At 68.2% G+C, this 12,310-nt stretch carries 13 protein-coding genes and 1 riboswitch; of the genes, 8 read left to right on the top strand and 5 right to left on the bottom strand.

The window, feature by feature from the left end; genetic code table 11:
* The 4 genes from ACOJSN_RS17980 to ACOJSN_RS17965 all read right to left on the bottom strand — a co-directional run.
* The coding region (locus ACOJSN_RS17980; RefSeq protein WP_420113864.1) for a nucleotide sugar dehydrogenase at positions 1–1,209 on the bottom strand (1,209 nt) is incomplete at its 3' end.
* 33 nt (positions 1,210–1,242) lie between these two features.
* The gene (locus tag ACOJSN_RS17975; RefSeq protein WP_420113863.1) at positions 1,243–2,235 is read right to left on the bottom strand and encodes a Gfo/Idh/MocA family oxidoreductase; all 993 of its coding nucleotides are present in this window, start codon (positions 2,233–2,235) and stop codon (positions 1,243–1,245) included.
* Positions 2,235–3,335, bottom strand: a complete 1,101-nt coding sequence (locus tag ACOJSN_RS17970) for a DegT/DnrJ/EryC1/StrS family aminotransferase (protein WP_420113862.1) — start codon at positions 3,333–3,335, stop codon at positions 2,235–2,237. The genes ACOJSN_RS17975 and ACOJSN_RS17970 overlap by 1 nt, the downstream gene beginning before the upstream one ends.
* Positions 3,336–3,355: 20 nt before the next feature.
* On the bottom strand, positions 3,356–3,949 hold the full coding sequence (locus ACOJSN_RS17965; RefSeq protein ID WP_420113861.1) for an acyltransferase: 594 nt from the start codon (positions 3,947–3,949) through the stop codon (positions 3,356–3,358).
* Between the two features lie 148 nt (positions 3,950–4,097).
* Between ACOJSN_RS17965 and ACOJSN_RS17960 the strand changes: the two genes are divergently transcribed.
* The 6 genes from ACOJSN_RS17960 to ACOJSN_RS17935 all read left to right on the top strand — a co-directional run bounded on the left by ACOJSN_RS17960 (position 4,098) and on the right by ACOJSN_RS17935 (position 9,235).
* Positions 4,098–4,337 carry a FitA-like ribbon-helix-helix domain-containing protein gene (locus tag ACOJSN_RS17960; RefSeq protein ID WP_420113860.1) on the top strand — a complete coding sequence of 80 codons (240 nt, stop codon included), beginning with the start codon at positions 4,098–4,100 and terminating at the stop codon, positions 4,335–4,337.
* Entirely contained in the window at positions 4,334–4,753 is a 420-nt protein-coding gene (locus ACOJSN_RS17955; protein WP_420113859.1) for a type II toxin-antitoxin system VapC family toxin, read from the top strand. Before ACOJSN_RS17960 ends, ACOJSN_RS17955 begins: the two co-directional genes overlap by 4 nt.
* A gap of 82 nt (positions 4,754–4,835) precedes the next feature.
* Positions 4,836–4,903: riboswitch (guanidine-III (ykkC-III) riboswitch) on the top strand.
* Positions 4,904–4,926: 23 nt separating this feature from the next.
* On the top strand, positions 4,927–5,256 hold the full coding sequence (locus ACOJSN_RS17950) for a DMT family transporter (protein WP_420113858.1): 330 nt from the start codon (positions 4,927–4,929) through the stop codon (positions 5,254–5,256).
* Between the two features lie 35 nt (positions 5,257–5,291).
* A complete protein-coding gene (locus tag ACOJSN_RS17945; protein WP_420113857.1) occupies positions 5,292–6,074 on the top strand; it encodes a glycosyltransferase family 2 protein in 783 nt (260 codons plus the stop codon).
* Between the two features lie 108 nt (positions 6,075–6,182).
* On the top strand, positions 6,183–8,051 hold the full coding sequence (locus ACOJSN_RS17940; RefSeq protein WP_420113856.1) for a SpoIID/LytB domain-containing protein: 1,869 nt from the start codon (positions 6,183–6,185) through the stop codon (positions 8,049–8,051).
* Between the two features lie 173 nt (positions 8,052–8,224).
* Complete coding sequence (locus ACOJSN_RS17935) at positions 8,225–9,235, top strand: class I SAM-dependent methyltransferase (protein ID WP_420113855.1); 1,011 nt, start codon at positions 8,225–8,227, stop codon at positions 9,233–9,235.
* 2 nt (positions 9,236–9,237) lie between these two features.
* Here the strand turns inward: ACOJSN_RS17935 and ACOJSN_RS17930 are convergent, their stop codons facing one another.
* Positions 9,238–11,253 carry a glycosyltransferase family 2 protein gene (locus ACOJSN_RS17930; RefSeq protein ID WP_420113854.1) on the bottom strand — a complete coding sequence of 672 codons (2,016 nt, stop codon included), beginning with the start codon at positions 11,251–11,253 and terminating at the stop codon, positions 9,238–9,240.
* 69 nt (positions 11,254–11,322) lie between these two features.
* Between ACOJSN_RS17930 and ACOJSN_RS17925 the strand changes: the two genes are divergently transcribed.
* Together ACOJSN_RS17925 and ACOJSN_RS17920 are read left to right on the top strand one after the other, a co-directional pair.
* Complete coding sequence (locus ACOJSN_RS17925; protein ID WP_420113853.1) at positions 11,323–11,742, top strand: hypothetical protein; 420 nt, start codon at positions 11,323–11,325, stop codon at positions 11,740–11,742.
* Between the two features lie 169 nt (positions 11,743–11,911).
* Positions 11,912–12,310 (top strand): hypothetical protein (locus tag ACOJSN_RS17920; protein WP_420113852.1); only part of this gene is annotated, 399 nt, incomplete at its 3' end.

Here is a 12,310-nt window from a genome sequence, read left to right as displayed (position 1 = left end):
CAGGCCGCCGACGAGCTTGGGGTAGCGGCGCAGGTCGGCGAACACCCGACCGGTCAGGACCCGCTCGGGGGAGAACACGAGGTGGAACGGGGTGAGACCGATCTTCTCGAGCTCGTCGTCGGTGAACAGCGGGTCGTGGACGAGCGCCGTCGCGCCGCGCGTCTCGAGGGCTGCGACGACCGGGAAGACGCCGGAGAAGGCTGTCTCCTTGACGCCGCCGCGGTAGGACGCGCCGAGCACCAGCACGCGCGCGCCGGCCAGGCCCCCGAGCGCCCCCTCCAGCAGGCCGACCGTGTACGCAGGCATCCCCATGTTGGCCTCGCGCGCCGCCCGCACCACGGTGGCCTCGGGGTCGGTCCACAGGTACAGGCGCGGGTAGACCGGGATGCAGTGGCCGCCGACGGCGATCCCCGGCCGGTGGATGTGGCTGTAGGGCTGGGAGTTGGAGGCCTCGATCACCTGGTGGACGTCGATGCCGTGGGAGGCGGCGAACCGGGCGAACTGGTTCGCGAGCCCGATGTTGACGTCGCGGTAGGTGGTCTCGGCGAGCTTGGCCATCTCGGCGGCCTCGGCGCTGCCGAGGTCCCACACCCCGTTGCCGCGCGGCAGGTCGGGGCGCTCGTCGAAGTCGAGGACCGCCTCGTAGAGCTCGACGGCGCGCGCCGCACCTGCCTCGCTGAGTCCCCCGATGAGCTTGGGGTACTTGCGCAGGTCGGCGAAGACCCGCCCGGTCAGGACGCGCTCAGGTGAGAACACCAGGTGGAAGTCGGTGCCCTCGGTCAGCCCGGAGGTCTCCTCGAGCAGTGGCTTCCAGCGGGTGCGCGTGGTCCCGACCGGCAGGGTGGTCTCGTAGGAGACGAGCGTGCCGGGTGTGAGGTGCTCGCCGATCGACCGGGTCGCCGCGTCCATCCAGGCGAAGTCCGGCTCCCACGTGGCGTCGTTCACGAACAGCGGGACCACGACGACGACGGCGTCGGCTCCTCCGATCGCCTCGGCGTAGTCGGTGGTCGCCCGAAGCGAGCCGCCACTCACGGTCACCTCGATGCGCTCGGCCAGCTCCGCCTCGCCGGGGAACGGCTCCTTGCCGGCGTTGACCAGGTCGACGACGCCTGCGTTGACGTCGACACCGACCACCTCGTGGCCCTTGCCCGCGAACTGCACGGCCAGCGGCAGCCCGATCTTGCCCAGCGCGACAACAGCGATCTTCACGCTGGGAAGGCTACCCGGCGTGGTGGCCGCCGGTCAGCGGTCGAGATCGATCGTCCGCCCCGTAGCCGCGGACTCCAGCACCGCCTCGGCGACCGTGAGCGTGCGCAGGCCCTCGGCCATGGTGACGACGTCGGTCTCGTGGCCGAGCACGGCGTCGCGGAAGGTCTCCTGCTCCACGACGAGCGGCTCGCGCTTGGTGAGGGCGAACCGGGTGACGTCACCCTCGGAGACGCCGCGGAAGGCGGCGACCGACTCCCACTGCATCGGGGTGGTGCCGTTCTCGTGGAAAGTGAGGTCGCCGGTGGCGGTGTCGGCCACGTAGGCACCCTTGGCGCCGGTGACGATCGTCAGCCGGTCCTTCTTCGGCGAGAGCCAGTTGACCACGTGGTTGACGATGATGCCGTTGGCGAGCTGCCCGGTCACCAGCACCATGTCCTCGTGCTCGCGACCGCTCTGGTGCGCGGTGCGGGCCGAGACTGCGGCGTAGCTGCTCTGCGCGATCCAGGCGGTGAGGTCGATGTCGTGGGTGGCGAGGTCCTTGACCACGCCCACATCGGCGATCCGGGAGGGAAACGGACCCTGCCGGGAGGTGGTGATCTGGTAGATGTCACCGAGGTCGCCGCGCTCGATCCGGCGCCGCAGCTCCTGCAGCGCCGGGTTGAACCGCTCGACGTGCCCCACCGCACTGACCAGCCCTGCGTCGGCGAACGCCCGTGCCACCCGGGTGCCGGACTCGACGCTCTCCGCGATCGGCTTCTCCACCATGGTGTGCACGCCCGCGGCCGCGAGCGCGAGCGCCACCTGTTCGTGGTAGATCGTGGGCACGGCCACCATCGCGGTGTCGATGCCGGCGGCGATCAACGCCTCGACGTCGGGCAGCACCGGGAGCGCGCCGGCCACGTGGTGCGGGTCGCCGGCCGGATCGGCGACGGCGACCAGCTCGACGCCGTCGATCTGCCGCAGCACGCGCGCGTGGTGGCGGCCCATCATCCCGAGCCCGATCAGGCCCGCCAGTAGTGCCGCCATCAGGAACCTGCCTTCGCGAGCGTGTTGACTCCGGCGACGATGCGCTCCAGATCCTCCTGAGTGAGCGAGGGGTGCACCGGTAGCGAGACCACCTCGCGCGCGGCGCGCTCGGTCTCCGGGAGGTCGAGCCCGGGCGCGTAGGGCGCGAGCGAGTCGAGCCGGTGGTTCGGGATCGGGTAGTAGACGCCGCTGCCTACGCCGTGCTCGGCGCGCAGCGCGGCCACGAACCCGTCGCGGTCGGCTGGCACCCGGATCGTGTACTGGTGGTAGACGTGCGTGGCCCCCTCCAGCACGGCCGGCACCACGACGCCCTCCAGGTGGGAGTCCAGGAAGGCGGCGTTGCGCTGCCGGTCGGTGGTCCAGCCGCCGACCTTGCCGAGCTGCACGCGCCCGATGGCGGCGTGGATGTCGGTCATGCGGGCGTTGAACCCCACCAACTCGTTCGCGTACTGCTTCTCCATGCCCTGGTTGCGCAGCAGCCGCACGGCGCGGGCGATCTCCTCGGTGGCGCACGCGACCATGCCGCCCTCCCCCGAGGTCATGTTCTTGGTGGGGTAGAGCGAGAACATCCCGAAGTCCCCGAACGAGCCGACCGGCCGGCCGGCGAGCGTGGCGCCGTGGGCCTGGGCCGCGTCCTCGAAGATCCGCAGCCCGTGCTGCGCCGCGACCTCGCCCAACCCGGCCATGTCCGCGGGGTGACCATAGAGATGGACCGGCATCACCGCCGTCGTGCGCTCGCTCACCGACGCCGCGACCGAGGCCGGGTCGAGGCAGAACGTGACCGGGTCGATGTCGGCGAAGACCGGCGTGGCGCCGGTGAGCGCTACCGCGTTGCCGGTCGCGGCGAACGTGAACGAGGGGACGATGACCTCGTCACCGGGGCCGATGCCGGCGGCGAGCAGGCCCAGGTGCAGGCCCGAGGTGCCGGAGTTGACGGCGACGCAGGTCCGGCCCGCCACGAGCTGCTCGGCGAACTCGGTCTCGAACGCGGCCACCTCGGAGCCCTGCGCGATCATGCCGCTGCGCATGACCCGGTCGACGGCGGCCCTCTCGTCGTCGCCGATGATCGGCTTGGCAGGGGGGATCATGGGCTGGTCCATGCGGGCTCCGTGGTGAGGGCTCAGTTGTCTTCGGTGAGCACGCCGTGGTGCTCGGTGTAGGTCGTGTCGGTCTGCGGGCACCGCCAGCTGCCGTCGCCCTGGTCCTCGAGCGGCACGCCGGCGCGGCCCACCCAGCGGATCCGGCGGGCGGGCACCCCGGCCACGAGCGCGAAGTCGGGCACGTCGGTGGTGACCACCGCGCCGGCCGCCACGGTGGCCCAGCGCCCGATCGTCACCGGTGCGATGCAGACCGCGCGGGCCCCGACCGAGGCTCCTTCGCGGAGCGTCACCCCGACCGGCTCCCAGTCCGTGGCGGACTTGGGGCTGAGGTCGGGGTTGACGGCGCGCGGGTAGGTGTCGTTGGTGAGCACGGCGGCAGGGCCGATGAACACGCCGGTCTCGAGCACCGCAGGCTCGTAGACGAGCGCGTAGTTCTGGATCTTGCAGCCATCCCCCAGGCTGACGCCCGGGCCCACGTAGGCGCCGCGCCCGATCACGCAGTTCGTCCCGATCGTGGCGTTCTCGCGCACCTGGGCAAGGTGCCACACGGACGTGCCGTCGCCGAGCTCGGCGCGGTCGTCGACATCGGCCGACTCCATCACGCGTGCTGACATGCGGAGCCCTTCTGCGGCGGCGACGGTTGCGCGCTCACGGTATCCGAGTTGAGGGCAGGCCCCAAGAGGCGTGCCCTATACCAAGTGACTGCAGTTTGGTAAACTGCTGTCACCGACAGGTGGAGGTCGACCGATGGCAGTCCTTACCGTGAGAAACGTTCCTGACGAGGTGCATCGCGCGCTCAAGGTACGCGCCGCCGAGCATGGCCGTAGCGCGGAAGCCGAGGTGCGCGAGATTCTGAGCGCCGCCCTGGTGCCCTCGCAGCGAGTGCGGCTCGGTGATGCCCTCGTCTCGCTGGGTCGCGACTTGGCGTTCACCGATGAGGATGCGACCGTGTTGGAGACCGCTCGCGACAGGACGCCCGCGGAGCCGCTGGCGCTGCCATGATCGTCCTCGACACCAATGTCTTCTCCGAAGCGATGCGGCCCGAGCCCAATCCCCACGTGGTGGGCTGGCTGAACGACCAGGCCGCCGGCACCCTGTACCTGTCGAGCGTGACGCTCGCGGAGTTGCTCTTCGGCCTCCGCGTGCTGCCTGGCGGCGCCAGGGCGGAACGGCTCACGCGGGCGCTCGACCAACTGTTGGGCCTGTTCGCCGGCAGGGTGCTCCCGTTCGATCAAGAGGCAGCACGACGCTACGCAGACATGACCGCGGCCGCACGCGCATCCGGCCGCCCGCTGCCCGTGGCAGACGCGTACCTCGCCGGCACTGCAGCGGCGAACGGCTTTGCGGTGGCCACACGCAACATCCGCCACTTCGCAGACACGGGCGTCGACCTGATCGATCCTTGGCAGGCTCGCTGACGCTCAGAGCGCGACAGAGCACCTCTTGGTGACCTTGGTCGCCATCGCGTGACCTCCGCCGTCGGGCTGGCTACCCTGGATCTCGGACGCCGGGAGCCCGGCGCACCCCCGGACGAGGCACGCCGTACCCGGACACGACGACGGCGTGAGGAGCCCCTGGGAGGGGGCACGTCATGGTTGCTGCATGGATCGTTCTGGTCATCTCGGGTCTGCTGGAGAGCGTCTGGGCCGGTGCCCTCACCCGGTCCGAGGGGTTCACGAAGCTGTGGCCGTCGGTGATCTTCGGGGTCGCGCTGGTCGCGAGCATGATCGGGTTGGGTTACGCGCTGCGGTCGATCCCGCTGGGCACCGGCTACGCGATCTGGGTGGGCATCGGCGTGGTGGGAACCACGATCTACGGGCTGATCGCGCTCGATGAGCCGATGTCCGTGGCTCGGTTGATCTGCCTGGTCGCGATCGTCGGCGGGATCGTCGGGCTCAAGCTGACCACGCCGGCTCACTGAGGGCGAGGCGCCCGGTGGGTCTCTAGACTCACCGGGTGTCGTCCTCTCCCCTGGTCTCGGTGATCATGCCGGTGCACGATGCGGCGGCCACGCTGGGTCAGGCACTGCGTTCGGTGCAAGCGCAGACGCACACCGACTGGGAGCTGCTCGCGGTCGACGACGCCTCGACCGACGACTCGTGGGACATCCTCACCGCCGCGGCCTCCGAGGACGACCGCATCGGGCCGATCCGCTCGGATGAGCCGCTGGGCGCGGCCGGCGCCCGGAACCGGGCCATCGAGCAGGCCCGCGGCAGCTGGGTGGCGTTCCTCGACAGCGACGACATGTGGTTGCCCTCGAAGCTGACCGACCAGTTGGCGTTCGGCGCCGAGACCGGTGCCGCACTGACGTTCGGTTCGTACTACAAGGTCGAGGCGGAGTACGACGGCGAGGCGGCGGCTTTTGTCCCGAACGGGCGCCTCATCGAGGCGCTTCCTGCGGTCACCTATCGCACGATGCTGCAGGCGAACTTCATCGGCTGCCTCACCGCCATGTACAACCGGGATCGGCTCGGGACCCGGCTGATGCCCGACCTGCGCAAACGGCAGGACTACGCCTTGTGGCTCTCGATCCTGCGCGACGGTGGCACAGCGCGCGGCATGACCGAGCCGCTGGCGCTGTACCGCGCCGCCCGCCCCGGCTCACTGTCGGAGAACAAGGTCGAGCTCGTGCGGCACAACTGGCACCTGTACCGGAAGGTCGAGGGACTATCGGCCGTCCGATCGGCGATGTCGCTCACCACGGCGACGATCAGGTCGGTGCGGAACGGCAGGGTCTGACGCTCGAGCGCCGCTATGTCACTCCTCTCCCACAAGTAACACGTGCCCCATCAACCACTTTCTGCGCTAGCATCAGGCGCCCCTCTCCCCTCTTGTGGAGGCGTCACCATGCTCGGTCGCCTGCTCCCCCGTCTCGTCTCCCTGCTCGCCGCGGCAGCCCTCGGCCTGAGTTTCCTGCTCGTGCCGATGAACGCGCCACCAGCACAGGCTGCTGCTGGAGATGTGCTGTACATGTCGAGTACCGGGTACGCCGTCAAGGGCGAGCGCACTCCCCTCAACATCACCTGGGTCTACAACGGCCAGCCGGTCACCGGCAAGGTCAATCTGCAACGCCGGCAAGGCAACGCCTGGGTGTTCGTCCGCCAGATCACGGTCACCAACGGCGCGGTCACCCACATGATCAATCCCGGCGCCTCGAACAGCTACCGGCTGCGTACCAGCACGGTGAGCAGTCCGTCGGGCGTGCCGACTGCGAACCCCAACGGCACCAGCAACACGGTGAGCATCACGGTCGTCACTGACCCGAGGCGGTCCGCGGCGCCCGACCTCGCTGCCTCTCCAACGGTCGCGGCGGGCTCCCGCGTCGCGTTCACGATCACGTGGACCGTGGACGGCGCACCGGTCACAGGCGTCGTCAACCTCCAGCGGTGGAACGGCTCACGCTGGGTGCTTCAGGAGCGAGTTCACGTGACCAACGGGCGTGCGACGACAGCCCGACCAGCCGCCTCCGAGGCGTCGTCTCGCTACCGCTTGCGAGCATCGAGCGTGACATCGCACTCGGGCATCGTCACTGCCGACCCGCACGGGACAAGCGGCACGGTTCGGGTCGCGGTCGTCGGCCACCCACCCAGCTCATTCACCGTCGCCGGTGCCGGCTGGGGTCACGGCGTCGGGATGTCGCAGTACGGCGCCTACGGGATGGCTCTCGGCGGCAGCTCGGCGACCTCCATCCTCAGGCACTACTACACCGGCGCTGACGTCGCCTACCGTGACACCGACAAGCTGGTCCGGGTTCAGGTGCTCTCCGGCGTGAGCTCGACGCAGATTCGAGCCTCCGGTGGCCAGTCGCGGATCCGCCTCGGCGGATCGACCGTTGCCACGCTTCCGGCAGGCACGACGATCACGGTGAGCGCGGTCAGTTCTGGACTGCGCGTGCAGGCAAACGGCCAGAGCTGGACGACCGCCTCGTCGTCGAACCGGATCCACATCGAGTGGGCCTCCACGCGCTACTTCAACCCGGGTTCGTCGGTGCAGGTCAACACGAGCGTGACCGGGGCTCAGGGAACGTACCGTCACGGCCGTCTGGAGCTCCAATCGATCGGAGGCAGGGTCAATGCTGTGAACGTCGTCAATGTGACGGACGAGTACATGCTCGGCATCGCCGAGATGCCCTCGTCATGGTCGTCCGCCGCCCTTCAGGCCCAGGTGATCGCCGCTCGCAGCTATGCACTCGCGACGATGCCGAGCTCAGTCCGCACCTCCTGTGACTGCCATCTCTACGACGACACGCGCTCGCAGAACTACACCGGCTGGAAGAAGGAGAACGAGTCAACGTACGGTGCCCGCTGGCGGTCGGCCGTCCTCGCCACGATCAACAGCAGCGGGCGCGGCGCGGTCGTGGTGCACTCAGGCACCATCATCGGGGCCTACTACTACTCCTCCTCCGGGGGTCGCACACAGAACTCCGAGGACGTCTGGGTGAGTGCCCTGCCCTACCTGCGCAGCGTGGACGATCGCTGGAGCCTGCAGAGCCGCAACCCGTACGCAAGTTGGACTGCCACGATCAGTCAGGCCTCGATGCGCTCCGCCTTCGGGCTGCCGAACGTCACGCGCGTCGTCATCTCTCAGCGCTCCGACGGCGACGCGGCACTACGTGTGACGGCCTACGCCGCCGACGGCCGGAGCACGACGATCACGGGCGAGCAGCTGCGCTCGCGGCTCGGCCTCAGGTCGACCTGGGTGGAGTCGATCACCTAACCGACGTGGGCTCGACCTCTTGGCCCTGCGGGAACCAACCTGGGGGTCCTTCCTTGTGGGTCCTCGCTCCTTGTGGGTCCTCGCTCCGGCCTATGCTCTGTCCTGGACCGCTCGGTCCGGCAGCATGAACGAGGAGCCTGCGCATGCGACGACTGACTCGACGACAGCTCGTCATGCTCGCGGCCGTGGGTGTCCTTGGTATCGCCGCCGTGGCGCTGGTGGCAAGCGATCTTCCCGTGGCTGCGTGGGCAAGTCTCGTTCTCATACTCGGAATCTGCTCGATGCTCCTCATCGACATCCGACGACGCGGCCAGGAGACGAACGAGCTCTTGCGTGGTGTCGCTCGCCGAGTCGATCGCCTTGATCGACGGATCGACGAGACGCGCGAACTGCTCGCCGACGTCCAGGCCATGCCACGCAACGCTCGGAAGGCCGCAGCCGACGTTGCCGATCGCCTGACGGCGATGCGTGAACAGCTCACCTCGCTCGACAATGCCCAGGCGGCCAGCGATGCACGGAACGAGGAGGGCTTGGCCGAGACCCGGTCGGCGCTTACCCAGATCAGGTACGAGCCGGTGGGAGAAGTCTCTGCACTGCTGGTACTGCACCAACGATTCCAACCGAAGGCCGCCTTCGAGGCACATGCTGCCTCCGCGCTCGCGCCGACAGCGATTGCGCGGCTCGTCGACATCATCACCGAGGAACGTCCTCAGCTGATCGTCGAGTGTGGCAGCGGGATCTCAACCATCTGGATGGGATACGCGCTCGCCGAGGCCGGCTCGGGTCGTCTCGTGGCGCTCGAACACCATCCTGAGTTTCTCAAGCGTACGCGTGCCATGGTCGCGGCGCATCGCCTGGACGATGTGATCGAGGTGAGGTCGGCACCGCTCGGTCCAGTAGACGTGGGCGGCGAGGAACAGCACTGGTATCAGACCGACCTCACCGAGCTCGATGACATCGGTCTGCTGCTCGTGGACGGACCTCCCGCGACGCGCAATCCCACCGCTCGGTATCCGGCTGTCCCCCTGATGGGGCCGCGGTTGGCGCCGGGAGCGCTGATCGCTGTGGACGATGCCACGCGTTCCGGAGAGCAAGCCATCGTCAAGCGCTGGATGGAGCAGAACTCCCAACTGACGTTGACTCGCGAGTTCGCAGGCAGGACCGTGTCGTTGCGATGGCGATGAGCTCACGTCATGGCGACGGCGAAGCCCGGCACCCTGGTGAAGCCGATCTCCAGACTTCCTGCCGTGGCCTGGAGCGCCTCACGTCCGGTCGCGTCGAGATGGGGTGCAGCGACCCATCGAGGCGTCACCGACCACCAACGGCGGACCTGGTCGCGAACCCAGAGCAGGTCAATCGGGAGACCGCTCTCATCAGGCGCCAAGCACTCAGGCGTCAACCAGATCTCGACGTCGTCTGCGGCAACGGACGTTGGTTGATCGCCACACGTCAGGAGAACTGAGGGGTCGACAATCACCTGCAGCCCTGCGCTCACTCGGTCCGTTCGGCAGACCGCGATCAGACCGTCGGTGTCCTCGATCCGGTCTCTCCAGGACTCGTGCATCTCAGGCCGACGATCGCGGACGAGCCAGGCGGACTCAAGATGCCAGAGGCCCTGGCGCACCCCGGCGTCGGCCAACCTCTCGGACGAGGTAGCCACCACGTCAAGGGCCAACTCCGCATCCGCTTCGGAGTAGTCGGCGGTCCAGATGACGTCGAATTGTCGCCCCCCTGTCAGGTCAAGCGAGAACGTCGTGGGTACGCTGAACGGAAGTTCCGGATCTGCGCGACGGGCGCCTTCGGTTCGACGATGCCAGGCGCGGTAACTACCCCGGAAGTCGAGCCGGTCGGGCGACGACCACTGGTACGTGAAGTCGCCGCGGGAGAGACTCCCCTCCCGCAGCCGCGTCACGGCGAGCGATTCGCGAACATTGGCCAGCTCACCACCCCGCGCAACGATTCGCTCAAGGTACTCAGAATCGGCGCCCTTGCGAATCTCCAGGAATGGTCCGAGTCGGTCGTAGTCGTCTCGTCGCATCATCAGACTGGACGCATTCAGTCGGATCGGGGAGTAGCCGAACCACTGATGGGTGAGGTCGGGGCGTGCCCTCACAGCGGAGCTCCTGGTGGCAACGACATCAGGCTCGCTCAGCTTTTCTACCTGCAATTGCACTCGACGCGGATGTGACCAGTCGTCGGCGTCCTGGAACGTCACGATGCTGCCAAGACTGTGCAGCAGGCCGTGGTTGCGTGCCGCGTAGGCGCCGGCGTTGACGGACATCCGGATGACCCGGACCCGTGGATCGACGGCGCGGGCGCGCTCGAACCATTCGTCGAACTCAGGCCCTGAACCGTCGTCGACAACGATCATCTCGAGGTCCAGCCATGACTGCCCAGCGAGAGAACGTAGCGCCGTGATCAGGCCCTGGGCTGGTCGGAAGCACGGAATCACGACCGACACCAGTGCGTTCGCGGAGGCCGCTCCAGAGGCGCAGGAGTCCAGGCGGTCGAACAGATCGCCCGACTCATTCCCCCCATCCTGGAGTTGCAGTGGCTCGAGGTTCTGGGCGACCTGCCGGGCGGAGAGCAACTCCAACCAGTGCTCGGTGGCGTGCCCCGTGGCGACGGCGGGGCTCGCCAGGTCTGCTTCCAGGTATGAACGCACGACTCTTGGGAGCTTCCGCAGCTCGGGGATCAGCGCGGCCGCCTCGTCGAATCTGCCACTGAGGAACAGCGCCTGCGCGGCCGCCTGCTGGTGCTCGGCCGAAAGCCGTACCGTGCCCACATCGTCGATGATTCTGAGATAGAGGGTGGCAGCCGCGCTCATCCATGCCGCATCTCGGCCCATTCCCGCCCACGCCAAGGCGAGCGCCGCTGCCGCAGCGCGGTCGCTAATCATCAGATCGGCGGCAGAGAAGTCGATGCCCTGCAACAGAGTCGCACTCTGACCGCCGGCGAAGGCCCGGCCCGCCAGCGCGTCGAGAGCCACGGTCGACTTGTTGCGTAAGGCGAGATGCGCGAGCGCGTCGAGTGAGGTATCCGGTCTGGCCGCCAGCTGCCACGACGTCCATGTCTGCCGAGCGTGTGCCTGTGACGGCGACAGAGATTCGCTGAATGCTGCGACGCTCAGCGGTACCACCCCCCGATCCGACGGTTCTGTGGTGGGTAGAGTACCTGTCGCACCATGTCGGGGCCGCTCCATCGATCCGCTCATGTATCACGGTCGGTTCAGACGCGGAGAATCAGAAGGGTTGACGTGCGATCTCGTTACATGCTCACCGGTGTTGCGCTGTCGGCGGCCATGACTGCAGTGGCCGTCGTGGCGGCGATGCTCCAATGGTGGTGGCTGTTGACCCTCGCTGCGATGGTCCTGCTGTCGGGCGCCTTCCTCTTCGCCCTCGATGCGGATCGTCGCGTCAGGTCGCTGCCTACCTGGGCCACTGAACTCGCTCGACGGACCGTGGCCTCCCACAAGCCGCCCAAGCCGCCCAAGCCGCCGGCCCCGGTGGTCGTGGCAGCCCCAGCAACCGAACAGGATGTGCTCGGCGCGGTCCGCGTGCTGCAGGCGCAGTACATCGGCCGCCTCGATCGGCTGCAGACCTCCATCGAACACGAACTTGAGCTGCTTCGCGCACACAGCGCTGAGCGAGACGAGCGCGGCGAAGCAACGACTGACGCGAATGTCCCGTAGCTCTGAGTTTCGTGCGAGTCGTGGGCAGGTCGCTCGCGACCACGCCAGATTCAGTCGCGACGCTGATTCTCTGGTCGCTACAGCACTCAGAACGCGCTCGGTCCATTCGCGCGAACTCCTTGCGGAGCTTGCCTGGCCGGACCATAGTCTCGCTGAGCTTGTCACAACTGTGCGTGAGAGCCCCGATCAACTCCCTGGCGGCGCATCGCCGGTCTGGATCGGCAGGCTCGGTTACGTCCTCGCTCTCCAAGATGTCGAAGGCGAGGATCGCAGCCAAGCACGGTTGCTCCTGGAGGCCCTGGCGCACGAAGTCGGGCTTCCAGGGCTGACGATGCGCCCTGCGGAGGCCCTGGCCCAGCTACGCCTCTTGGGGGGAGATCACGCCGGCGCTATCGAGATCGCCCAGGCGGGCCACGTGCGCGCGGACGTGCACGCTGCTATCGAGATCGACGCACTCAACCCGGCCATTTCCGATGGTGGCAGCGAAGCGGCATGGCTCGCTCGACTCAATACGTTTACCCACAACGACCAGCTCCAACCCATCGAGCTCGCGCCGCAGACCAGCGAG

Source organism: Pseudactinotalea sp. (genome assembly GCF_048594945.1).
Taxonomy (GTDB): domain Bacteria; phylum Actinomycetota; class Actinomycetes; order Actinomycetales; family Beutenbergiaceae; genus Pseudactinotalea.
This window is presented reverse-complemented; position numbering and strand designations above follow the sequence as displayed.

What these genes read in the sequence shown, in the direction of transcription:
- ACOJSN_RS17965 (WP_420113861.1), bottom strand. Translation starts at nt 3,949, where the DNA reads ATGTCAGCACGCGTGATGGAGTCGGCCGATGTCGACGACCGCGCCGAG.
- ACOJSN_RS17925 (WP_420113853.1), top strand. Translation starts at nt 11,323, where the DNA reads ATGCTCACCGGTGTTGCGCTGTCGGCGGCCATGACTGCAGTGGCCGTC.
- ACOJSN_RS17970 (WP_420113862.1), bottom strand. Translation starts at nt 3,335, where the DNA reads ATGGACCAGCCCATGATCCCCCCTGCCAAGCCGATCATCGGCGACGAC.
- ACOJSN_RS17955 (WP_420113859.1), top strand. Translation starts at nt 4,334, where the DNA reads ATGATCGTCCTCGACACCAATGTCTTCTCCGAAGCGATGCGGCCCGAG.
- ACOJSN_RS17950 (WP_420113858.1), top strand. Translation starts at nt 4,927, where the DNA reads ATGGTTGCTGCATGGATCGTTCTGGTCATCTCGGGTCTGCTGGAGAGC.
- ACOJSN_RS17935 (WP_420113855.1), top strand. Translation starts at nt 8,225, where the DNA reads ATGCTCGCGGCCGTGGGTGTCCTTGGTATCGCCGCCGTGGCGCTGGTG.
- ACOJSN_RS17930 (WP_420113854.1), bottom strand. Translation starts at nt 11,253, where the DNA reads ATGGAGCGGCCCCGACATGGTGCGACAGGTACTCTACCCACCACAGAA.
- ACOJSN_RS17975 (WP_420113863.1), bottom strand. Translation starts at nt 2,235, where the DNA reads ATGGCGGCACTACTGGCGGGCCTGATCGGGCTCGGGATGATGGGCCGC.
- ACOJSN_RS17940 (WP_420113856.1), top strand. Translation starts at nt 6,183, where the DNA reads ATGCTCGGTCGCCTGCTCCCCCGTCTCGTCTCCCTGCTCGCCGCGGCA.